This window comes from Shewanella alkalitolerans (assembly GCF_019457575.1).
In the GTDB taxonomy this organism is placed as follows: domain Bacteria; phylum Pseudomonadota; class Gammaproteobacteria; order Enterobacterales; family Shewanellaceae; genus Shewanella; species Shewanella loihica.
The window spans coordinates 1,623,639-1,645,487 of record NZ_CP080422.1 but is presented as its reverse complement, the minus strand read 5'-3'; the positions used below and the strand labels follow the sequence as shown (position 1 = coordinate 1,645,487).

General features: G+C 51.5%; 15 protein-coding genes and 15 tRNA genes. 9 read left to right on the top strand and 21 right to left on the bottom strand.

Features of this window, described 5'->3' with window-relative positions; translation table 11 throughout:
- Positions 1-242 precede the first annotated feature (242 nt).
- The 7 genes from sstT to K0J45_RS07335 all read right to left on the bottom strand — a co-directional run bounded on the left by sstT (position 243) and on the right by K0J45_RS07335 (position 8,553).
- Positions 243-1,466, bottom strand: a complete 1,224-nt coding sequence (gene sstT / locus K0J45_RS07365) for a serine/threonine transporter SstT (RefSeq protein WP_220044820.1) — start codon at positions 1,464-1,466, stop codon at positions 243-245.
- Between the two features lie 300 nt (positions 1,467-1,766).
- Positions 1,767-2,660: a chemotaxis protein CheV gene (locus K0J45_RS07360; RefSeq protein WP_220044819.1), complete on the bottom strand. Its 894-nt coding sequence runs from the start codon at positions 2,658-2,660 to the stop codon at positions 1,767-1,769.
- 94 nt (positions 2,661-2,754) lie between these two features.
- Positions 2,755-4,272 carry a phospholipase D family protein gene (locus K0J45_RS07355; protein ID WP_258406826.1) on the bottom strand — a complete coding sequence of 506 codons (1,518 nt, stop codon included), beginning with the start codon at positions 4,270-4,272 and terminating at the stop codon, positions 2,755-2,757.
- Between the two features lie 148 nt (positions 4,273-4,420).
- Complete coding sequence (locus tag K0J45_RS07350; protein ID WP_220044818.1) at positions 4,421-4,891, bottom strand: dual specificity protein phosphatase family protein; 471 nt, start codon at positions 4,889-4,891, stop codon at positions 4,421-4,423.
- 33 nt (positions 4,892-4,924) lie between these two features.
- A complete protein-coding gene (locus K0J45_RS07345) occupies positions 4,925-6,250 on the bottom strand; it encodes a DEAD/DEAH box helicase (RefSeq protein WP_258406787.1) in 1,326 nt (441 codons plus the stop codon).
- Between the two features lie 114 nt (positions 6,251-6,364).
- On the bottom strand, positions 6,365-6,952 hold the full coding sequence (locus K0J45_RS07340; RefSeq protein WP_220044817.1) for a methylated-DNA--[protein]-cysteine S-methyltransferase: 588 nt from the start codon (positions 6,950-6,952) through the stop codon (positions 6,365-6,367).
- A gap of 44 nt (positions 6,953-6,996) precedes the next feature.
- Positions 6,997-8,553 carry a DNA-3-methyladenine glycosylase 2 family protein gene (locus K0J45_RS07335; protein WP_350355023.1) on the bottom strand — a complete coding sequence of 519 codons (1,557 nt, stop codon included), beginning with the start codon at positions 8,551-8,553 and terminating at the stop codon, positions 6,997-6,999.
- Positions 8,554-8,750: 197 nt separating this feature from the next.
- Between K0J45_RS07335 and K0J45_RS07330 the strand changes: the two genes are divergently transcribed.
- Positions 8,751-10,580, top strand: coding sequence for an ABC transporter ATP-binding protein (locus K0J45_RS07330; RefSeq protein WP_220044816.1), 1,830 nt, complete (start codon positions 8,751-8,753; stop codon positions 10,578-10,580).
- A gap of 134 nt (positions 10,581-10,714) precedes the next feature.
- Here K0J45_RS07330 and K0J45_RS07325 read toward each other — a convergent pair whose 3' ends face one another.
- From K0J45_RS07325 to K0J45_RS07260, 14 genes are all read right to left on the bottom strand, one after another.
- Positions 10,715-11,137, bottom strand: a complete 423-nt coding sequence (locus K0J45_RS07325) for a cytochrome P460 family protein (protein ID WP_258406786.1) — start codon at positions 11,135-11,137, stop codon at positions 10,715-10,717.
- Positions 11,138-11,556: 419 nt separating this feature from the next.
- Positions 11,557-11,632: transfer RNA gene (locus tag K0J45_RS07320), tRNA-Ala, on the bottom strand.
- 74 nt (positions 11,633-11,706) lie between these two features.
- Positions 11,707-11,782, bottom strand: a tRNA-Glu gene (locus K0J45_RS07315).
- 121 nt (positions 11,783-11,903) lie between these two features.
- Positions 11,904-11,979 (bottom strand) — tRNA-Glu (locus tag K0J45_RS07310).
- Between the two features lie 108 nt (positions 11,980-12,087).
- Positions 12,088-12,163, bottom strand: a tRNA-Glu gene (locus K0J45_RS07305).
- A 107-nt stretch (positions 12,164-12,270) separates the two neighbouring features.
- Positions 12,271-12,346 (bottom strand) — tRNA-Glu (locus K0J45_RS07300).
- A gap of 107 nt (positions 12,347-12,453) precedes the next feature.
- Positions 12,454-12,529: transfer RNA gene (locus tag K0J45_RS07295), tRNA-Glu, on the bottom strand.
- A gap of 107 nt (positions 12,530-12,636) precedes the next feature.
- A tRNA-Glu gene (locus K0J45_RS07290) sits at positions 12,637-12,712 on the bottom strand.
- Between the two features lie 107 nt (positions 12,713-12,819).
- Positions 12,820-12,895 (bottom strand) — tRNA-Glu (locus K0J45_RS07285).
- Positions 12,896-12,975: 80 nt separating this feature from the next.
- Positions 12,976-13,051: transfer RNA gene (locus K0J45_RS07280), tRNA-Ala, on the bottom strand.
- Between the two features lie 103 nt (positions 13,052-13,154).
- Positions 13,155-14,564 (bottom strand): glutamate--tRNA ligase, encoded by a 1,410-nt coding sequence (gltX, locus tag K0J45_RS07275; protein ID WP_011865248.1) that lies wholly within the window; start codon positions 14,562-14,564, stop codon positions 13,155-13,157.
- Positions 14,565-14,915: 351 nt separating this feature from the next.
- Positions 14,916-16,760 carry a GtrA family protein gene (locus K0J45_RS07270; RefSeq protein WP_220044814.1) on the bottom strand — a complete coding sequence of 615 codons (1,845 nt, stop codon included), beginning with the start codon at positions 16,758-16,760 and terminating at the stop codon, positions 14,916-14,918.
- Positions 16,757-17,497: a class I SAM-dependent methyltransferase gene (locus tag K0J45_RS07265; RefSeq protein ID WP_220044813.1), complete on the bottom strand. Its 741-nt coding sequence runs from the start codon at positions 17,495-17,497 to the stop codon at positions 16,757-16,759. Before K0J45_RS07265 ends, K0J45_RS07270 begins: the two co-directional genes overlap by 4 nt.
- 1 nt (position 17,498) lies before the next feature.
- Complete coding sequence (locus K0J45_RS07260; RefSeq protein WP_220044812.1) at positions 17,499-18,464, bottom strand: glycosyltransferase family 2 protein; 966 nt, start codon at positions 18,462-18,464, stop codon at positions 17,499-17,501.
- 727 nt (positions 18,465-19,191) lie between these two features.
- Between K0J45_RS07260 and K0J45_RS07255 the strand changes: the two genes are divergently transcribed.
- The 8 genes from K0J45_RS07255 to K0J45_RS07220 all read left to right on the top strand — a co-directional run bounded on the left by K0J45_RS07255 (position 19,192) and on the right by K0J45_RS07220 (position 21,608).
- Positions 19,192-19,267, top strand: a tRNA-Val gene (locus K0J45_RS07255).
- A gap of 34 nt (positions 19,268-19,301) precedes the next feature.
- Positions 19,302-19,377 (top strand) — tRNA-Val (locus K0J45_RS07250).
- A gap of 59 nt (positions 19,378-19,436) precedes the next feature.
- Positions 19,437-19,512: transfer RNA gene (locus K0J45_RS07245), tRNA-Val, on the top strand.
- A 38-nt stretch (positions 19,513-19,550) separates the two neighbouring features.
- Positions 19,551-19,626: transfer RNA gene (locus K0J45_RS07240), tRNA-Val, on the top strand.
- Positions 19,627-19,664: 38 nt separating this feature from the next.
- Positions 19,665-19,740: transfer RNA gene (locus K0J45_RS07235), tRNA-Val, on the top strand.
- Positions 19,741-19,778: 38 nt separating this feature from the next.
- Positions 19,779-19,854 (top strand) — tRNA-Val (locus K0J45_RS07230).
- A gap of 152 nt (positions 19,855-20,006) precedes the next feature.
- Positions 20,007-20,234 (top strand): hypothetical protein, encoded by a 228-nt coding sequence (locus K0J45_RS07225; RefSeq protein WP_011865247.1) that lies wholly within the window; start codon positions 20,007-20,009, stop codon positions 20,232-20,234.
- A 141-nt stretch (positions 20,235-20,375) separates the two neighbouring features.
- Positions 20,376-21,608: an MFS transporter gene (locus K0J45_RS07220; RefSeq protein ID WP_258406785.1), complete on the top strand. Its 1,233-nt coding sequence runs from the start codon at positions 20,376-20,378 to the stop codon at positions 21,606-21,608.
- Positions 21,609-21,849 lie beyond the last annotated feature (241 nt).

Sequence of the window (21,849 nt, the reverse complement as noted above, 5' to 3'; positions counted from 1 at the left end):
TCTAAATCACTTTTAATGCATTATTTAAGTAAAGTGTAATACAAATTTTTTTCAACACGCCAAAGCCGTCACTCTCTACACCTTATCGGCCGCATCGGCTCATGCCATGAGGGCTAAATCGGCCCAAACACAAATCTAGACAAACGATTCAGGCACGAAACCAGTTAAAAAAGCCAGACACAAAAAAGGAGCCCATCGGCTCCTTCTCAATTCGAAAACTTATTACTCAGGCTAACGCTGGCTTATATCTCCGCCTGACGCTCGGCCGCCTCACAGGCCGCCGCAGTAAAGAGCACATCGGTGGAGCTGTTAAGGGCGGTCTCCGCCGAGTCTTGAATCACGCCAATGATGAAGCCCACGGCCACCACCTGCATGGCGACATCGTTAGAGATACCAAACAGGCTACAGGCCAGCGGGATCAGCAGCAGCGAGCCACCGGCCACCCCAGAGGCCCCGCAGGCCGAAACCGCCGCCACTACGCTCAGCAGAATCGCGGTCAGGATATCCACCTGGATCCCTTCTGTGTGCACCGCCGCCAGGGTCAATACGGTAATAGTGATCGCCGCACCCGCCATGTTGATGGTCGCCCCCAGTGGGATAGATACCGAGAAAGTATCTTCATGCAGATCCAGCTTCTCACACAGAGCCATGTTCACCGGGATGTTGGCCGCGCTCGAGCGGGTAAAGAAGGCGGTCACGCCGCTCTCTCTCAGGCAGGTAAATACCAGCGGATAAGGGTTACGGCGGATCTTAAACCAGACGATAAGCGGGTTGATGATAAGCGCGATGATCAGCATAGAACCCAGCAGCACGGCAAGCAGCTGAGCATAGCCGGCAATCGCCTCGAAACCAGTTGCGGCGAAGGTGTTAGCCACCAAGCCGAAGATACCGATAGGCGCCAGACGGATCACGAAGCGCACCATCTGAGAGATGCCGTGGCTCACATCGGCAAATACCGTCTTAGTGTTCTCAGAGGCGTGATGCAGGGCGATGCCCAGGCCAACACCCCAGGCCAGGATGCCAATATAGTTACCCGTCATCAGGGCGTTAACCGGGTTGTCGACCACCTTGAAGAGCAAGGTATTGAGGACTTCGCCAATCCCTTCCGGCGGCGTCGCACCTTGGGCACCGCTCACCAGCACCAGAGAGGTGGGGAAGAGGAAGCTCATGGTCACTGCGGTGATCGCCGCGGCAAAGGTACCAAAGAGGTAGAGGACTATGATAGGTCGCATATTGGTCTTGGTGTTTTTCTTCTGATTGGCAATTGAGGCCGCCACCAGAATAAACACTAAGATCGGCGCAATCGCCTTTAGCGCGCCGACAAACAGATCACCAAGAAAGGCGACACTCTCTGCCGAGGAAGGTGAAAAACTCGCCAGGGCAACCCCGGCAATGATCCCCAAGATAATTTGCAGCACTAAGCTGCCATCTGCCAACTTGGCAAATAAGGAACGATTTTGATTCATTGATTGACCTATCATTATAATTAATTGAATTTAACCTTTGCTCATCGCCGTCAACGTTCGCTGAGCAGAACAGCTTTCTTTATGTTATTTATCGTCTCTCGCCTTGGTCACGCTTGCCCGTTATGACCAAAACGTACTAAGGATGAGAGTAAAAGCTGGTGTCAAACACAGGATCTGGCCCAAGGTTAAACTTCCTTCATCCTGTGTTTTATAGAAACTCCCCCGTCTTGTCTAGCAAACCACTCGATTTCGCTTTAGATATTACCCGCTAGCATCATAAAGATAACAAAAATCTAATCTTTAACTGGCCTGATGCCGCTTGGCGCCCCTGAGCATGGCGTCGATCAACTCGTGGGCGTCGAACTTGGTCAGCGCCTCGTTGGCCCCCACCTGATGGGCCTGACTCACACTGATCTCACTCGAGAGCGAGGTGTGTAATATGATATAGGCGTCGGCCAAGGCAGGCGTGTTCTTCACCTCGAACGCCAACTCGTAGCCGTCGAGCCCCGGCATCTCGATGTCGCTCACCAGCAGATCCATCGGCCTTCCCTCCTTGGCAGCCTCCTCCATGATGGAGAGCGCGTCTCTGCCATCTGAGGTCACCAGATAGGGAATATTGATGCTGTCCAGCGCGTCGCTAAGCTGCTTGCGCGCCACCATGGAATCGTCCACCAGCAAGATATTGAGCGGCTTTAAGATCTCCCGCTGCACATCTGTCAGTATTGCCCGGGTGGTTTCTGGGCTGGCAGGGAAGATCTTGGACAATAACAACTCCACATCCAGCAGCTGCACTAACTTATCATCGACCCGGGTCACCCCGGTGAGAAAGGCGTTCTTGCCCAGGTTATCCGGCGGCGACTCGATATCCCGCCAGTTACACTCGATGATCTTATCTATGCTGCGCACCAGAAATCCCATTACCATGCGCTGACAATCTGTGATGATGATATAAGCGTTGGCGCACTCTTCGGGCGTGATGGGCGCATAGCCCACTGCCGCGGCCATGTCGATGATGGGAATGGTGTGGCCCCTGACAGTTGCGGCACCCAAAATAGCGGGATGAGACTGAGGGATGGCGCTGAGTTTTGAGAAGGGAACCAGTTCACGGATCTTGAGCGTGCCGAGGGCAAACAACTGAGTATGGGACAAGCGGAACAATAATAGGCCTTGAGATTGGCTCGCCTTACTTTTCATATTCTTACCGACACGTAAATGCTTAATTAGCGATAAGTTTAACCCTAGCATAGCCAGATTAAATTGACGATGCTCAAGCCTTGATAAATTGGCCTTACAACTGTGACTCTATCGGCAGCAGACCGATAAAATCAGCCATAAAACGACGCCAGAAGCTGGCATCGGGGTCGGCATAATAGACTTGGCCCTTAAGATCGTCATGCCAGATCAGCTCGCCATCTTTGAGATCCAAGCGGTAGCTGCTGCGCTTGAGGGACTTTTGAATCTCATCCACCAATTCGCCAGCAAACTCGCTCTGGTCGACAATCAGCCCCATCTCAGTGTTGATCCAGGCCGATCTGGGGTCGAAATTAAAGGAGCCGACAAACACTGAGGCCCTGTCCAGCACAAAGGTCTTGGCATGCAAGCTGGTGCGCGAACTGCCCTTCCAGGCGCTGGGACGGTTGTTGATATCCACCTTCACCTCATACAGGGCGATGCCGTTTTCCAGCAACCGCTCGCGATAAGCCTTGTAGCCCGCATGCACTGCCAACACATCGGTGGCCGCCAGGCTATTGGTGATGATGGTGATCTTGATCCCCTGCTTAGCCGCGTCTATCAAGGCCTGACAGCCGCCGTCGGTAGGCACAAAGTAAGGCGAGACGATTAGTACTTCCTTGCGCGCCTTGCCCAGGAATTGGCTAAGGTCAGTTAGCAACCACTCCTGATGGCCCTGTCTGCTCGCCTTCTGGGGCGGATCGTACAGCAGCTGCGCATCGCCCCAATACCAGGCAAGCCCCTTGGAGGTGATCTGTGTCAGCAGCTCGCTCAGCTCGAGGCGATTAAGGTACTCATCGTGGAGGAAGTTCTGCTTGTTTCTGGCCATGATCTTGGCCGCCTCTTTGTACATCTCACTGGTCGGTGGCGGCACCAGGTTGACCACACTCTCGACCTGCTCACTGTTCCAGTAGCGGTCGAATTGATCCGATACCTCATCGACCACATCGCCTATGGTCAGGAGGTCGAAGTCGCCAAAATCCACATCGTCATTCTTGGAGAAATATTCGTTGCCTATGTTGCGCCCACCCACAATGGTTATCTGGTTGTCCACGGTAAGGGACTTGTTGTGCATCCTATGGTTGAGGCGGGAGAAGCCGGTCAACATGGCGAAGCGGCGAAAGGTGCGCTCATAGGAGGGATTAAACAGGCGGATCTCGATATTGGGGTGACTGGCGAGCAGCACCAGGCCATCGTCTAGGGTCTTGGTGGTGAGGTCGTCGAGTAACACCCTCACCCGCACACCACGATCGGCGGCGTCGATTAGGTGCCAGATCAACAAGCGGCCGGTTTCATCGTCGTGATAGATGTAGTATTGCAGATCTATGCTCTGGCTGGCGGCATCGACTATCGCCAGGCGAGCCACAAAGGCATCGACACCGGATGAGAGTGGCAGAAAGCCCGTCTTGTTTGGATGCGCCTTGAGATCGCCTTCGAGGTAACGATACAGGCCAGAATCGGTCGGTGCCGCCAGCTTATGGCTGGGGGTAAGTTGCTGGGGCGGCGGTAGACTGCTGCAGGCCGACACTAGGCTCAGGGTCAAGGCTAGAGTCATCAACTTTGAAGGCAGAGTCATCAACTTCAAGGACAAAGTCATCAACTTCGAGGGCAAAGCCATCAACTTTAAGGCCAATCGCATCATGCTTTTGCTTACCACTGAGAGGTTCATCACTTGCCCTAACACCATGAATTTATACGCCTAGTCACTAACATAGGCGTTAGCCTTACTCCTGTAAAGCGTATAAGACGTCGTAGACGAATTGATCCCAGCCCTCGGCGCTAAAGGCGATATCACGCACCGCCCTCACCTGACTCACTGCATGTAGCGGCGCGGCTCCATTCTCCATCAAATAGTAGGCCATCAAGAGCCCGGTTCTGTCTTTGCCAGAGCGGCAATGGATCATCACTGGCAGGCCATCGGCCTCACACTGACGAATAAAGGCCAGTGCCTTGGGCAGCTGAGCCACGCAGTGTGCCTCGTCGCCCTCCATGGGGGGAATATTGCCCGACAGCGGAATGCAGGCGTAGCGCAGCGCCAACCGCGCCATCTCATCAGGATCACAGAGATCGCCGCCATTGACCGAGAGTATGGCACCGACCCCCTGCTCCTTGAGTTCACTCAGCTCCCAAGGCACCAGGTTGGGGCCACAACGACCGGCAAGTTCGCCTTCGACTAACCAAAAAAGCTGCTGCATCTCTGTTTCACTCTGTTAGATAAACGCGCCCTACTATGAGGGACGCTTCCAGATCGCGTCATTGATCTTGGGTAACTTATTACGTTTTTTCTTGCCCGTGCCTTCGGGTTTCGCCATAGGCTTGTCCTGACGCGATGGACAATCCAGCGGTGCCTCGGCATCGGCCTCGAAGCCAGGATACTGCTCCCTTGGCAGGCGCAGCTTGTTCTTCTTCTCGATCACCTTGAAATGATGATATTCGTCGTGGCTGATGAGTGAGATAGCCTCACCTGTCTCGCCTGCGCGGCCACTACGACCGATGCGGTGCAGATAGTCGGCGGGACTTCTTGGCAGTTCGAAGTTGATCACCACGGGTAGCTTGTCGATATCGATGCCGCGGGCCGCGATATCGGTAGCTATTAGTACTGTGATCTCACCGCTCTTGAAGCCATCGAGCACACGGCTGCGGGCGCCCTGCGCCTTGTCACCATGGAACACCTGGGCGCTGATGCCGCGTTTCTCCAGCTTCTGCGCCAGGTGATCGCAGCTGCGCTTGGCGCTGGCAAATACCAGTACCTGACGCCACTGACGCACCTTGATAAGCTCGGCAAGCAGCGCCGTCTTGTTGCTACGGTTAACTGTGTAGACGCGCTGCTCAATATCTGCGCTCTGCGCCTCCTGCAGCTGGATCTCGACAGGGTCGGTCAGCAGCTTGGCGGTGAGGCTAAGCACCTCTTCGGGGAAAGTCGCCGAGAACAGCAGGGTCTGTTTTTGATCGGGCAGTTGTTTGAGGATCTCACCGAGCTCCTCGGTGAAGCCCAGATTCAACATGCGATCGGCTTCGTCGAGCACTAAGGCCTTTAGCTGAGAGAGCTTAACGGCATTGCTGCCGAGCAGGTCCAGCAGACGGCCTGGGGTCGCCACCAGAATATCGGCGCCGCCACGCAGGGCCAGCATCTGGCTGTTTGCCGAGACGCCACCGAACACGGCGACCACCTTGGCTCTTGGCGCCAGCTCGGCGCCATAGCTGATGAAGCTATCGGCTACCTGCTGGGCAAGCTCACGGGTCGGCACCAATACCAGGGCGCCAACATGATTGCCGCCACCGGCTCTCTGTCCCACCAGCTTCTGCAACAAGGGCAGCGCGAAGGCGGCGGTCTTACCCGAGCCTGTCTTGGCACCGGCCAGCAAATCGCGACCGGCCAAGATGGCGGGGATCGCTCTTGCCTGAATCGGCGTGGCCTGCTGATAACCTAGGTGATGCAGTCTGACCTGCAGCGCCTTGACCAGATTTAACTGACTAAAATCGGTCGTCGACAGCGACAGGTCCGATGGCGCAGAGGGCTCAAGAGCAGATGGGTCGAGCGCATTAGTTGTCATGATAAGATTTAGCTAACCGTACAAAATAGAGCCGCGCATTGTACCTAAATTTGCCGCCGAACACCTAATTTTTACTGCCTAATCGACTTAGGCGTCAATCTTATCTTAGATCGCTTATTGGCTTTCGCCCACGGCCTCGGCTTCCAGGGCCAGTAGGTGCCGCTTAATCTCCAGGCCATAGGCGTAACCCGTCAGCGCTCCCCCCTTACCTATGATGCGATGACAGGGAATGATGATGGCGATTCGGTTAGCGCCGTTGGCGCTGCCTACCGCCCGCACCGCCTTGGGATTATCTATCGCGCTGGCGATATCGGAATAGCTCGCCGCATCGCCGAAGGGGTGAGCGAGCAGCGCCTGCCACACCTGATGCTGAAACGGCGTGCCCACAGGGGCTAAGGCCAGGCTAAAGGTGGTCAGCTTACCGGCAAAATAGGCGGATAATTCGCTCTCTGCCTGGTCGAGATGCGCCTCGGCCTGCTGCTGCGCCTGCTGTTCGCGCGCGACCAGGGTCACCTCACGCGCAGCAAAGTCGTCATCTTGCCCGGGCAGAAAGCTCAGGTGCGACAGACCAAACTGATTGGCCGCCAGACTCACCTTTCCCAGCGGCGTGTCTATGACTCGCTCGGCAAGCGCCTGATAGCCGCTTAGTCCGGCGTCCCGGCTTAGGGGAATGTACTGAAGATCTTTGGTCTGTTGGCTCATTTTAAATTCCCTCGTTTATTCTAAATGCATTGTGGCGGCTTTCTCTACTGCTGATTCCAGAGCTGCAGGGTGAGATAACTGCCCCAGGGGGCGACCTGCCGTAGCACCTCTTGGCTGAGCGCCTGATATTGTGCCAGCGCCCACTTCTTCGCCGCCTTGGGATCTTCATCTTCAGCAGGCTCTCCATCACGACTGGACGGCTCGGGCGACAGGTTCACCAGCAGTTGCTGTTTAACCACGAGATCCCCAACCAGCAGTACGTCAGGCAGGCTCAGTCCCCGCAGGCGCACATAATCCAAAGTCCAGGGCCCTATCCCCTTGATCTGTAGCCAGTCGTCTATCTCCGCCTCGGGGTTATCCATCACAAAGGCCGCTAGGGCGCGAATCGCCTCTTTTCTGATCCCCGGCATCTTAAGCCCATCCAGGCTGGCATCCACTAGCGCCTCTGGAGTCGGGAACAGACGCACCGTTTTCTCATTTAGGCTAATCGTCTCGCCATAATCGGCCACCAGTTGCCCCAAGAGCTTGATCGCCTGGGTCACACTCACCTGCTGACCTAAGATGGCGCGGCAAGCCGCCTCGAAAGGCGACCAGACGCCGGGCAGACGCAGACCAGGTGACACCTGAGGCAGAGCCTTACCCAGCGCTTGCAGCTTATCGCCTATGGTCAGCATGTCGGCGTCGAGATCCAGGATGCGACGAATATGGCTGATCATCCCCTTGAGCTGGCTGAGTGAGTCAGCCTCGGCAAGATGAATGGTGACATGAAAGCAGGCCTCTTGCTCGCGATGGACTGCGCAGAAATAGCCCTTAGCGCCGCCGAGCACGAAGCTCCGGCCATAGCTCTGTTCATCTAGCCACTCCATCTCGGGTACGGCGCGCTGGGCGAAGAAGCTGCGCAGATGTTGCCAATCATAGGGCGGACGATAGGCAAGCTTGAGCGTCAGGCCCTGGACTGGCAGCGATGGCTGGCCCGTGGCTTTGCGGATCTCACTCGGGGTCAACTGCAGCTGCTCACGAAAGATCTCGTTAAAGCGTCTCACGCTGTTAAACCCGGCGGCAAAGGCCACCTGAGTGATCGGCATCTTGGTCTGATGCAGCAGCTGTTTGGCAAACATCAGCTGTTGATACAGGGCATATTGCTTGGGCGAAGTGCCCAGGCTGTCGTGAAACAGTTGCCTCAGATAACGCTCGCTGATCCCTAATCGCTCGGCAAGCCCCGTCATAGGGATCGCCTGGGGGCCGCATAAGACGCCGGCGTCGATCAGGCTCATGGCGCGATTCAGGCTGGTCTGCTTGCCGAGCCAGGGGTTTGATCCCGGCGCGCTGTCCGGGCGACAACGCAGACAGGGCCTCAGGCCAGCCTGAGCAGCCGACAGAGCATCGTCGAAATACCTGACATTAGCCTCCTTGGCAGGCACTGCCGGGCAGATAGGACGACAATAGATGCCGGTGGAGAAGACGCCGACGAAGAACAGGCCATCGAATCTGGCATCCCGTGACAGACGCGCGATGCGATACTGCTCCGCCTTGGGATGCTGCGCCTCAGCTTGGATGGCTTTGCACGCTTTTGCACTAGACTCTTGTGTTTGCTGGCTCACTTGAAGATGACTCGTTTTGCTTTGATAAGGCCACTCTAATGCAGCCAGGGTTTGGATACTAGCGGAAAACGGCACTCATGGTGAGAATAACTATCTAAGCAACAATTCATCGCACTCGACTGACGCCTGCTATATGATGAGTGATAGCAATCAGATCGACTATCATCCTAATAAGCCTAAATTTTATAAGGACTTAAATGTTTAAGCGTTTCGAATCATGGGTTTCCGCCCTACCCGACCAGGAAGCGGTACAGCCACCCCGTGGGATCTACCGGTTTTGCAGGCATTACACGCGCGGCTTCGAGTTGCCGCTCGCATTAATGTCGATACTGACTGCGCTGCTGGCGATCCTCGAGGTCTCACTGTTTGCGTTTATGGGCGACCTAGTGGATCTGCTCGCCAGCCACAGCCCAGAGACCTTGTTTGCCGAGCAGGGTGACAAGTTACTGCTGATGGCCGTCTTGGTGCTCGTGGTGATCCCTGTGCTGGTGTTGCTGCACGCCCTGGTGATCTACCAGGGGCTTTTGGGTAACTACCCCATGTCGATCCGCTGGCTTGCCCACAGATATCTGCTTAAACAGAGCATCGCCTTCTATCAGAACGATTTTGCCGGGCGCATCGCCACCAAGGTGATGCAGACCTCTCTGGCCGTGCGCGAGACGGTCACTAAGCTGCTGGATGTCTTGGTCTATATTCTGGTCTATTTCCTCTCCATGCTGGTGATCATCGCCGATGCCGACCTGCGGCTCATGCTGCCCATGCTGGTCTGGCTGATGATCTATGTGGGGCTGCAATTTTACTACCTGCCTAAGCTGAAACAGGTCTCTACCGAACAGGCCGACGCCCGCTCCACCATGACGGGACGCATCGTCGACAGCTACACTAACATCGCCACTGTGAAGCTGTTTTCTCACACACAGAAAGAGGCTCAATATGCCAAGGAAAGCATGACAGGCTTTCTCGATACGGTTTATCGCCAGATGCGTCTGGTAACCGGCATCAACGTCAGCGTGCAGGTGATTAATTACTTACTCGCCTTCAGCGTTGCCGCCGTTTCCATCTGGCTGTGGCGCGACAACGCCATCACCATAGGCGCCATCGCCGTGGCGGTCAGTCTCTCTCTCAGGCTCAACGGCATGTCGCAATGGATCATGTGGGAGATAAGCTCTCTGTTTGAAAATATCGGCACGGTCGCCGACGGCATGAATACCCTGTCGCGCCCCACCAGCGTTCAGGACAGCGACAATGCCAGCCAGCTCACCGTATCAAAGGGCGAGATCGCCTTTAACCGGGTCAGCTTCCACTATGGCGAGGCCAGCGGCGTCATAGAAGATCTCGATCTCAAGATAAAACCCGGCGAGAAGGTCGGCCTGGTGGGCCGCTCGGGCGCCGGCAAGTCCACCCTGGTGAACCTGCTGATGCGTTTTCACGACGTGGAACAAGGCAGCATCACCATAGATGGGCAGAACATTCGCGAGGTAGAGCAAGACTCGCTGCGGGCCAACATAGGCATGGTGACTCAGGATACCTCTCTGCTGCATCGCTCCATTCGCGACAACATACGCTATGGCAAGCCGGATGCGAGCGAGGAAGAGCTGGAAAATGCAATTCGCCAGGCCCAGGCCTACGAGTTTATTCAAGGACTTAGCGATCCAGAGGGCAATCATGGGCTCTATGCTCAGGTGGGCGAGCGCGGCGTGAAACTGTCAGGCGGTCAGCGCCAGCGTATCGCTATCGCACGAGTACTGCTAAAGAACGCCCCTATCCTCTTGCTGGATGAGGCAACCTCGGCGCTGGACTCTGAGATAGAGGCCGCCATTCAGGAGAGTCTCTATCAACTGATGGAGGGCAAGACGGTGATCGCCATCGCCCACCGCCTGTCGACCATTGCCGCCATGGACAGATTGATCGTGTTAGATCAGGGAAAAATCGTCGAGCAAGGCACACACCAGGAACTGATCAAACAGGGTGGGATTTACGCCCAGCTCTGGGCCCATCAAACAGGTGGCTTCCTCGGCATAGAGTAAAATAAGTCTACCAAGCACTAATCCATCGACTGGCATAGCCGCCATTTCTGCACGTTGTGCCAGTCGATACGCTTCTCAGGCTTACCGCCTGATGCTTTTAATCACACTATCAGCCAATAAAACGGCAACCTCTATCACTTTTTCGGAAACCAGGCCGGTTCGGTAAAGACCCAGTCATTGTCTTTAACCGGTGTATGGCAGCTGATACAGACCTGCATGCCGCCCTCGAAGGGGGTCTGCTCCTCCCCGACCCAACGCGCCCAGCCCCAGCCATAGGTGTCGGCATACTTCACCGAGTCTTTAAACATAAACTCGGCATGAACGAAGGCCTTGGGACCTATCGCCTGCGGCCAATGAGTTAATTCGCCCGCCTTCCACACTACCTTCGCAAAGATGGCGCCATCAGGCCAAGGCATATGATTGCCACTACGGGCCGCATTGACCGCAATCTCGTTACCCAGGATGGCCCTGACCGTGTTGTTATCGGTGCGATGGGACACAGCAATACTCGACCAGGTTTGCCAGCCTTGAGGATAGGCGATCTTATGGGACGGCAAAGGTGTCGTATCCTCTGCATAACTATATGATGAAATTAATGAAATTACTGTTAACAGCAGAAAAAGGGATCTCTTCATGGTCTGACTCACTCTGTTGCCCAAATACACTAGTCACTCGCCTAGCAGTTAGTTTTGTCAGTGTAGACGCAATAGATAAGCTTTGCCGAAGGGTAGGATTTTCTCATCAATGAGGACTTAAGCATCTATGGTGAAGAGCTCTCCCTTGGTTTGAGAAAGCTGAGGTAAGACAAAAACTTAATGACAGAGAATCAAATGGGCGAACCTAAATTGAGAGCCCCAAATGAAACAGACAATACTGGAAACAAACTTAAGTGAGAACAGACTGAAATGTGAATAAACTACAGATGAAAAAAAACCACCCTATTGGGTGGTTTTTTCCGCGTAACTAAACGCTTATTTGGTGGAGCCTAGCGGGATCGAACCGCTGACCTCAACACTGCCAGTGTTGCGCTCTCCCAGCTGAGCTAAGGCCCCGAAACTGATTGTGACTATACAGTAAAACCTGAACAAACACAACATCTTATTTCAAACTTTCTCAAAATAAGTTGTGGTATCCCATAGGGGATTCGAACCCCTGTTACCGCCGTGAAAGGGCGGTGTCCTAGGCCTCTAGACGAATGGGACGCCGGTCTTACATTTAGACTCCGTAAGGGAGTGAATACTCGTTGAAACCAGTAGGCCATCTCATAAGAGAAATGTTTCAACGCTATCGAATCGTCAACTTCGCAGTCAACCACTCAAAAAGTGGTATCCCATAGGGGATTCGAACCCCTGTTACCGCCGTGAAAGGGCGGTGTCCTAGGCCTCTAGACGAATGGGACACTGTTGATACGTTAGACTCTGTATCGAGTGAATACTCGTCGAAGCCAGTAGGCTATTGCTTCAACGCTATCGAATCGTCAACTTTACAGTTAACCACTCAAGAAAAGTGGTATCCCATAGGGGATTCGAACCCCTGTTACCGCCGTGAAAGGGCGGTGTCCTAGGCCTCTAGACGAATGGGACACTGTTGATACATTATACTCTGTATCGAGTGAATACTCGTTAAAGCCAGTAGGCTATTGCTTCAACGCTATCGAATCGTCAACTTTGCAGCCAACCACTCAAGAAAGTGGTATCCCATAGGGGATTCGAACCCCTGTTACCGCCGTGAAAGGGCGGTGTCCTAGGCCTCTAGACGAATGGGACACTGTTGATACTTTATACTCTGTATCGAGTGAATACTCGTCGAAGCCAGTAGGCTATTGCTTCAACGCTATCGAATCGTCAACTTTGCAGTCAACCACTCAAGAAAGTGGTATCCCATAGGGGATTCGAACCCCTGTTACCGCCGTGAAAGGGCGGTGTCCTAGGCCTCTAGACGAATGGGACACTGTTGATACGTTATACTCTGTATCGAGTGAATACTCGTTAAAGCCAGTAGGCTATTGCTTCAACGCTATCGAATCGTCAACTTCGCAGTCAACCACTCAAGAAAGTGGTATCCCATAGGGGATTCGAACCCCTGTTACCGCCGTGAAAGGGCGGTGTCCTAGGCCTCTAGACGAATGGGACACTGTTGATACGTTATACTCTGTATCGAGTGAATACTCGTCGAAGCCAGTAGGCTATTGCTTCAACGCTATCGAATCGTCAACTTCACAGCCAACCACTCAAAAAAGTGGTATCCCATAGGGGATTCGAACCCCTGTTACCGCCGTGAAAGGGCGGTGTCCTAGGCCTCTAGACGAATGGGACACTGTTGATACCTTATACTCTGTATCGAGTGAATACTCGTTAAAGCCAGTAGGCTATTGCTTCAACGCTTTCAAATTAGATGGTGGAGCCTAGCGGGATCGAACCGCTGACCTCAACACTGCCAGTGTTGCGCTCTCCCAGCTGAGCTAAGGCCCCTTACCTAACTTGTCACCTTTGAGTGCACTGCGAGCATCTGCCGGCTGTGTCTCAACTGCGAGGCGCATTCTATGCAGCACACCCAAAAGTGTCAACTCGTTTTTTAGGAATTTATTCTATTTGCTACAAATTCAATCGCTTTGGAGATTCTTTGCTCACAACGGGCCTTTCCGACGAGGAAAGCGGTTAAATCTACAGCAGGCGACATACCGGCACCGGTTACCGCAACACGCAGTGGCATACCGACCTTACCCATGCCTAGCTCTAATTCTGCAGCAGTCGCTTCGATAGCCTGATGAATCGCTTCTACGTTCCACTCGCTCAGCTCGGCAAATTTCTTCTGCAGCAGTTGTAGCGGCTCTAAGGCAACCCCACGCAGATGTTTCTTTGCGGCGGTTTCATCGAACTCGGCAAAGTCTTCATAGAAGTAGCGGCTAGAAGCAGCTAGCTCTTTTAGGGTCTTAGCGCGCTCGGCCAATGCTGAGACCACTTCTGCCAGCGCAGGACCGTTTGCTGTATCTATGTTTTGATCTTGCATGTGCCACTCGAGGTGCTTAGCCACATATTCAGGCGCCAGCTCCTTCATATAGTGCTGATTCAACCAGATCAGTTTTTCGGTATTAAAGGCAGACGCCGCCTTATTGATGTCGTCTAGCTTAAAGTACTGCTTCATCTCCTCAATAGAGAAGACCTCTTGATCGCCATGTGACCAGCCTAGACGCACCAGGTAGTTAAGCAACGCTTCTGGCAGGTAACCGTCATCACGATACTGCATCACACCAACGGCGCCGTGACGCTTAGACAGCTTGGCACCATCGTCACCTAAGATCATCGCCACGTGGGCATACTCAGGTACAGGCGCATTAAGTGCCTTGAGGATGTTGATTTGGCGTGGAGTGTTGTTGATATGGTCTTCACCACGTACCACACAGGTAATGCCCATATCCCAATCGTCCACCACAACGCAGAAGTTATAGGTAGGCGTACCGTCGGTGCGTGCGATGATTAGATCGTCCAGCAACTCGTTTGAGATCTCGATACGGCCGCGTACGTGATCGTCGAACACCACGCTACCTTCGGTTGGGTTTTTAAAACGCACCACGAAAGGCTCGTCGGTATCGCGCGGCGCCTTGTCACGGCAGCAACCATCATACTTTTGTTGTTCGCCTTTGGCGGCCTGCTCTTCACGCATCGCCTCGATACGCTCGCGGCTACAGTAACACTTATAGGCGGTGCCCTGCTCTAGCATCTGCGCGATGATCTCGTTGTAGCGATCGAAACGCTTAGTCTGGTAGTACGGACCCTCATCCCAGTTCAGTCCAAGCCACTCCATACCTTCTAAGATAGCAGCGCAGGCTTCAGGGGTTGAACGTTCGAGATCCGTATCTTCGATACGTAAGACAAACTCACCTTGGTTAGCGCGGGCATAGAGCCATGAATAAAGTGCAGTACGTGCACCACCTACGTGAAGAAAACCGGTAGGACTTGGAGCAAAACGCGTCTTAATCGTCATAATGGGACAGTAACCTGTTATCGAATGGTCTAAATATAGACTGAGCTATTTAATGTGGCCGCTATTCTAACAGCCAAATGGGATAAGAGAAAATAGCCTGAACAACCGCAGCTTGCCCGACGCCCCGAAAAGGTGATCGCCCCATCACAACACAGGGCTTATCTCTGTCTCGCACCACAGACAAACTCGTCATCAAGGAATGCAAGGACCTTACGTCGCCTTCGAATAACCTGGGCAATGATTTTGGAGATACTAAATTGGCGCTGGGGACTTCTTGCACACTCATAGTCAAGCAGTACAAGTCAAACGTACTTAAGTCCAAGCTGGGCACTGTGAGTTAGCCACATAATATTACTTGCGGACTAAATAGTAGAAACGGCTATCCGAGGTAACCTGATACTTTGAATCTAAAAATTGGACGATTTCGGCGTCACGACTGAAAAACTTTAACAAGGAAAAGTCTTTATTAGTGATGTATCCCGGCATCTTATCTATAACAACAAGATCAGGGGTATATTGCGTAAGGTCCTCCATTATATGACGTCTGGTCTCAATAGCGATCTCTTTCAAGCGCAAACAAAACTTAGGGCTGCTGTTACAGGAACGCTCGGCGTGAGTGTTGGCTATGACTGGAATTGTCCAAAATGTTGGGTATCGTGATGCCCATTCGGCATCATTTCTCATCGCTATGATTGGTCCAATAGATACATAAGTGCTGTAAACCACTAGGCTATTAAAGGGTTTAAGCGCTTGGATTTGCTGCATAAGCCATTCGGTTTGACGAACTTGATACAGACCCGACTTGATAAACCAGGCCGATAAGCATGTCACGACAAACAAGGCTATGGCTTTGAGCTTAATAGGTGAGTAATGCTCAACCATTAGCCAGACACCAAACAGCACTATCCACGAATATAAGGGTAATAGATGATAGTCAAACCCTTTCCATTGCACCAGATACACTGCTAGCGAAGCAAGCACTAGGCAAACAAAAATGCTCGTGGTTTGCTGCTCCAATGTATAGGAACCTATGGCCAAGACGATAAAAAAGCACAATGGGATTAACTCAATGTTGGTTATGATCGCCTCCGTAGTTTTCGCATAATCATAAGTTGATTTGGCTAATGGAATGATTTCTGAAAAATATGCGGGATGAATTAGTGCCACAAAAACCACATAGCTTCCCCCTGTCAGGGCCATGGTTATATTGGCATAGGACACGACAGGCCTCAGAGACCATTTTGAAACCACGAGAAAAATCGTTATGAAAATTGGGTAAAGTATAAAATATGGTTTAAGGCAAATGCCTAGCGCAGCCAGAAAAGACCTTGAGATAACCCTTTTATTGCATTCATTATTTGGTTCTAAGAGTAGTCCGACTACCCAAGGTAAAAGCAACACCACAAGTAAATGCTCTCTCTGAGCAGCATAAGGAAGTCCGGTGGCGGTTACCGTCAAACCAAGTCCTAATATGAGTAAAGTGCTTCTTAAGTCACTAAACTTATTTTCTCTGTTAAGAATATTCCAACACCAAAACAACGAGCCCCATAAAATGACTGAAAAAAGGATGTACTGTGCATCAGCGTCACTTACCCTCATGTTGTCAGCAAGCCAAATAGCGGGGGCAGTGTAATAAAAATTTAGCGGGGGATTTACCTCTAAAATTTTATCGTAAAGTGCCTGTCCTTCGAGCCACTTTCGCGTGGCGACTAAATACCAAGCAATATCATGGTGAATAACCTGCCCGAGATGAACCTTCAAAAAAACTGCGCTTGGAAGTAAAGAGATAAGTGCGCCTACTAGCAACTTTCTTAAAGTAATTTCAGTTAGTCTCCCCCCCCACGCCTTCAACATAAAAATAGTGGCCATATGGGTCACGATAGCAACGAGCATTATCCCTTTAGCTAACGACCATTCAAGCCCATATATTGAAAAATAAATAATGAAACTAGACAGCGCTAAACCTAATAGCGATACGGCAAAAAAAAGGGGCACATTAAAGTACTTTTCAGTATTTACCCCAAACTTAAAGTAGGCATATCCAAAATAGTAATTAACCATAGCCATACTAAAGCCACATAAGTTCACTGCGACCGGATTTAGACTTAGCGCTTTGGCACTCATTAATGCAACGAACACATGTGTGATAATCGATACCACTCCAACACCAATGAAACGCAGCCGTGTAGTCATCATAATGAGTCGTTTTTTGAGAGAATGACGCCGAGAGTTAACCCGAATGGCATTGAAAAGGCCCTTCCAACCATGTGCTGCTCTAACGAAAATATTTCGCGTAAGAGTCTATTCATCCATGGACTCGGCATTTCTTCATCGGCTCTATTTGAATTTAGCAACCACTTCCCAATGCGAAACAGCAAAGCGACTGGGAATAACAACATATTAAAATGAAAAACATGCTCTACCTTGAGATCCGCTTCATGGGCAACATCTAACAAATCCTTCTTATGGTATCTCCTGTGATGGTGATGAACTTCATCATGCTTCGACCACAACCACGGATAGGCCGGGACAGTCACCAAGATCTTACCATTGGCTGATAGACGATGACTTAATGCCATCAATGAAGCTTTGTCGTCACGGATATGCTCTAACACATCCAACATGCAGATAAGATCGAAGTACTTACCTTCAAAGGGTAAGTCATCTGGTAAAGCGCCAGATCGAACCTCGAGCCCTGACTTTGCTTTTGCAACCATTCTGGCGCGCTCATCATACTCAAAGGCAGAAAGTTGACCATAACTTTGTAGGCACTTTAAATTGCCACCGGTACCACATCCAGCCTCTAAAATGTTAGCTTGTTCGGGTAGCTGAATATAGCAACTAATCAACGCTGCTATGATACGTCGCCGAGCTACAAACCACCAATGCTCATCTTCAAGTGTCTCCATGCGTTCGAAAACTGTGCGATCCATGCTATTGCTTCCTGCTGATTGAACGAATGATATAGAGTGGACGCTGCCGAACTTCTTCATATATTCTCCCTATGTATTCCCCCATGATCCCTAATGCAAACATGTTGAGTGCGCCAAAGGTCAAGATTAACAGTACTGTTGAAGCATAACCCGGGACATCCCGACCAAAGATCAGCGTTGTGAATAATATAACTAGCCCATATATCATAGAAAAGAAGGCCATGGTTAAGCCAATATAGGTCCATATGCGCAAAGGCAGTGTTGATGAGGTAAAAATGCCATCTAGGGCTAACTTAATAAGCTTCCAACTGGACCATTTACTCGAACCTATGTCGCGATTGGGTCTCGTGAATGTCACCTCAGAAGTTTCATAGCCTACCCAATTAAAAATGCCTTTATTAAATCGTGACCTTTCGCCAATGGTTAAAATTGACTCAATGACAACTCTATCTAACAGCCTGAAGTCACCTACATTTTGGGGTATGGGATACTCTGTCATCTTGTTATAGATGTAATAGAATATCTTAGCCGAGATCCGCTTAAAGAAGCCGTCTTTGGATCTATCTATTCGACGTGCATTGACAATTTTTGCACCGGCGTTCCACTTCTCGATCATCTCTGGGATTAACTCTGGCGGATCTTGCAGATCCACATCCATAGGAATGACAGCATCACCTCTGGCATGTTGCATACCAGAAGCGAGCGCGGCCTCTTTGCCAAAATTTCGAGATAAGTTAACCAGTGCTATGGGGAAAGGCATATCCCCTTGCATTATCGACTCAATGGTTCGCTCTGTATCATCACGACTTCCGTCATTGATAAACACCACTTCAAAATTGCACACACCGGCTAATACGCTCAAGACCCTGTCACAGAAAGGCGCTATTGAGGGGGCTTCATCGTATACAGGGACAATGAGGGAAATCCCGTCAAATTTTCCGGTTTCACTCGCTTCAAATAACGACATTGTTGTTTCCAATATGCTTGTTCACACCTTAAGGGCTTGAGCAATGATTGCTGGAAGTACTATTGCTCCTCAATTCCCAAAGTTTAATTTTTGGAGTCATGGAACCAATGCTGGTTAGTTTTGAATATATCGTCGTACTTCTATGTAATTTGATCGCCGTTAAATTATTAACCAGCGAGAATTTGTGTCGATAGATGTTTGTAACTTTGGTGCATCACACGCATTCGAGCCCGCAAAATCCTATTCAGCGGCCAATTCCATTAACATACTTGAAATCAGTGTGGTTCACTTTCAGGACAAAGTAAAACTGAGCGACTAGGATAGTCTTTCCTTATCAAGGCATTGAACAAACAGGCACGGCTAGGCCTATCTAAAGCTTGATATGTAAATTGATGCTTCAACAAATACACAGCGTGATTGGCCTACTCGATTGAGAAAACAGACCCATGAAAAGTAATCGATGAACAATTTCTCCTTTATTCGTTCCTTTACACAATAATTTTTATCCCTATAGCCTATTCTCCTTTCTCACCCCAACTGAATATTGACTCGAACCAGCAGGCGAAAGCCCCCTTCTGTACAGGCTTTCGCCAAGGCGCCATCAGAAATCATCCTGATTTGTTTAACATTAAGACGATCCGAACAAATTTGAACCGGACTCATTATTTTCTCGAAAAAAGCGTTGACAGTAGATCGTTCCCCCCTATAATACGGCCCCACACAGCGAGGTCGATTAGCTCAGCTGGGAGAGCACCTCCCTTACAAGGAGGGGGTCACTGGTTCGAGCCCAGTATCGACCACCATACACTGTATGGCTGAAAAATTTGATGTGTCCCAGGTCGATTAGCTCAGCTGGGAGAGCACCTCCCTTACAAGGAGGGGGTCACTGGTTCGAGCCCAGTATCGACCACCATATTTTGTCCTAGATTGAAATATGTGGTGCATCGAGTTAAATGTTGTGAGATATTCCCAGGTCGATTAGCTCAGCTGGGAGAGCACCTCCCTTACAAGGAGGGGGTCACTGGTTCGAGCCCAGTATCGACCACCATCTCTTCACGAGAGAATATCGAATATAATAATGTCCCAGGTCGATTAGCTCAGCTGGGAGAGCACCTCCCTTACAAGGAGGGGGTCACTGGTTCGAGCCCAGTATCGACCACCATTGTTATCAAAATATGTAATATGCTGTATTTATCCCCAGGTCGATTAGCTCAGCTGGGAGAGCACCTCCCTTACAAGGAGGGGGTCACTGGTTCGAGCCCAGTATCGACCACCATAGCATGGCTATGAAACGATAAATCACAGACAGTCCCAGGTCGATTAGCTCAGCTGGGAGAGCACCTCCCTTACAAGGAGGGGGTCACTGGTTCGAGCCCAGTATCGACCACCATATTTCCTCTTTATTGCTTCACTCCCCTATTTATAATCAAACAGCCTAGCAGCAAGCCATTGCGCCCGGTTCTCGCTATTGCGAATCCCTTAGCCTCAACTATTCTTCATTAAGACTTTGCTCAAACCAAGTACGACTCAAGGTGGTTGAACATGGCCGATGTTACTCAATCTGCGTCGCTGGCAAGCATTGCCGCGTACCTCAAACTCACCCATGAATGCGATGAGCAGGAAGCGATGATCGAAGCCAAGGAGGTGATGCAAAACCTGGTCGCCATGCGACAAAAAGGTTTCATCACGGGTTGGTATTTCGATGCTCAGGGCCACCTGGAGCTGCTGCCCAGCGAGGCAATTCTAAAACGCATCAACCCGCCAAAATAATAATGCTGATGTTATTGCCAATAAAATAAATAGCTTACTTCAATCCCTATCTTCCTTTATCCAATTAAATAAACAAAAAACTTTACTTAATTAATCACTGAGGTAGAGTTGTCCTACCTATTAATTCTTTTGAAGGCTGTCATGAAGGCCACCGACTCCCTACAAGAAGCTCCGAAGCAGACGGCCCAGCGCATTCTCGGCGTCACCTTAATCGTTACCCTGATCAGTGTGGCGGGCATTGCACTACCATATCCTGTGCTGGCGCCACTTTTTCACGACAACAGCTCTCCCCTTACCCACTTCATGGGCCTGCCCAGCGAATTTCTAATGGGTATCGTCTTAGGCATCTATCCACTGGGGATCATCATAGGCGGCAGCTTCATCGGCAGCCTGTCTGACACCTATGGGCGCAAGCGTATGCTCAGCCTTACCCTGATTGGCAGCGCACTGGGTTATGGACTCACGGCCTTCGCGGCGCACTCGGAGCAATTTGTACTTTTCTGTCTCGCGCGTTTGCTGACGGGGATCTGCGAGGGCAACATCGCCATCGCCAGGGCGATAGCGGCCGATCTCCATCCGCAAATCGACAAGACCCGCAGCTTCTCGCTGATCAGCGCCATGGGCTATGGCGGCTATCTGCTTGGGCCGTTAGCCGGCGGCTACCTCATCGATTGGGGGATGGAGACAGTGTTTGGCGCTGCGGCGGTTGCCTGTATTCTGTGTGCCCTCTTGAGCCATCATCTCCTGCCCCGTCAGCTCGATGAGACCCAGGCCAACGCCGAGAAAGGCTCCAGCCTGGTGCTGCTCAGAGAGCCAGCCCTGAGACGCTTCTTTCTGCTCTACCTGCTGCTGACCATGGGTGTTAACTTCTACTATGAGTTCTATCCGCTGCATCTGGTACAACAGGCAGACTTCACCCCGGCGCAGATCAGCTGGGTAACCGTGCTGCTCACCGGCTGCATGATCGCCACCAGCATCTGGTTTACCCCTGTGCTTCAGCGCAGGCTCAACCACGCCAGCGCGAGTCTGGTGGGGATCTTGCTGTTTGGCGCCTCTTTGGCCTGCTTTCCCTATCTCACCAATGACAGCTATCTGCTCACCTTCATGACCATAGGCGCGGGCATCGCTATCTACAACAGCTTCCTGCCGACCTACCTGTCCCATGCCTATCAAGACAGGCCCCAGGGACAGCTTATGGGCATGCTGGTAACCATCTTCTGCGTCGGCAACCTGCTCGCCGCCCTCTTCGGCGGCCTGTTAGCCGTGTTCGATGTCAAGATTGTGCTGTTGATCGGAGCCCTGTGCGCGGCGGCTGCCGGCGCCATCCTATATCACGGTCACTTCAAACGTGAATACTGGCCGGCGCACAATTAACTCGATAACGGGACTTGGCTCAAACTTTGACCCCGCAAAATGGGTGGATTCCCACCCATTGAAATAAGACCAATGGGCGATATCCTCCCCAAGCACACTTGTTTACTAATCAACCAACAGGTCGCAACATGTTGATATAAGGCAATTTACATAATTTAAACATCTTTGGCCTGGTCCTTGCCTATAATTTCTATGAGTTAAGCACACTGTGACCGGCAGTCGCCCTAAGGCACTGAAGGAT

Coding starts and splice junctions, on each gene's coding strand:
- K0J45_RS07345 (WP_258406787.1), bottom strand. CDS start 6,250: ATGACAACTAATGCGCTCGACCCATCTGCTCTTGAGCCCTCTGCGCCA.
- K0J45_RS07270 (WP_220044814.1), bottom strand. CDS start 16,760: ATGATGACTACACGGCTGCGTTTCATTGGTGTTGGAGTGGTATCGATT.
- K0J45_RS07265 (WP_220044813.1), bottom strand. CDS start 17,497: ATGGATCGCACAGTTTTCGAACGCATGGAGACACTTGAAGATGAGCAT.
- gltX (WP_011865248.1), bottom strand. CDS start 14,564: ATGACGATTAAGACGCGTTTTGCTCCAAGTCCTACCGGTTTTCTTCAC.
- K0J45_RS07360 (WP_220044819.1), bottom strand. CDS start 2,660: ATGAAAAGTAAGGCGAGCCAATCTCAAGGCCTATTATTGTTCCGCTTG.
- K0J45_RS07260 (WP_220044812.1), bottom strand. CDS start 18,464: ATGTCGTTATTTGAAGCGAGTGAAACCGGAAAATTTGACGGGATTTCC.
- K0J45_RS07330 (WP_220044816.1), top strand. CDS start 8,751: ATGTTTAAGCGTTTCGAATCATGGGTTTCCGCCCTACCCGACCAGGAA.
- K0J45_RS07355 (WP_258406826.1), bottom strand. CDS start 4,272: ATGACTCTGCCTTCAAAGTTGATGACTCTAGCCTTGACCCTGAGCCTA.
- K0J45_RS07220 (WP_258406785.1), top strand. CDS start 20,376: ATGAAGGCCACCGACTCCCTACAAGAAGCTCCGAAGCAGACGGCCCAG.
- K0J45_RS07225 (WP_011865247.1), top strand. CDS start 20,007: ATGGCCGATGTTACTCAATCTGCGTCGCTGGCAAGCATTGCCGCGTAC.
- sstT (WP_220044820.1), bottom strand. CDS start 1,466: ATGAATCAAAATCGTTCCTTATTTGCCAAGTTGGCAGATGGCAGCTTA.
- K0J45_RS07340 (WP_220044817.1), bottom strand. CDS start 6,952: ATGAGCCAACAGACCAAAGATCTTCAGTACATTCCCCTAAGCCGGGAC.
- K0J45_RS07350 (WP_220044818.1), bottom strand. CDS start 4,891: ATGCAGCAGCTTTTTTGGTTAGTCGAAGGCGAACTTGCCGGTCGTTGT.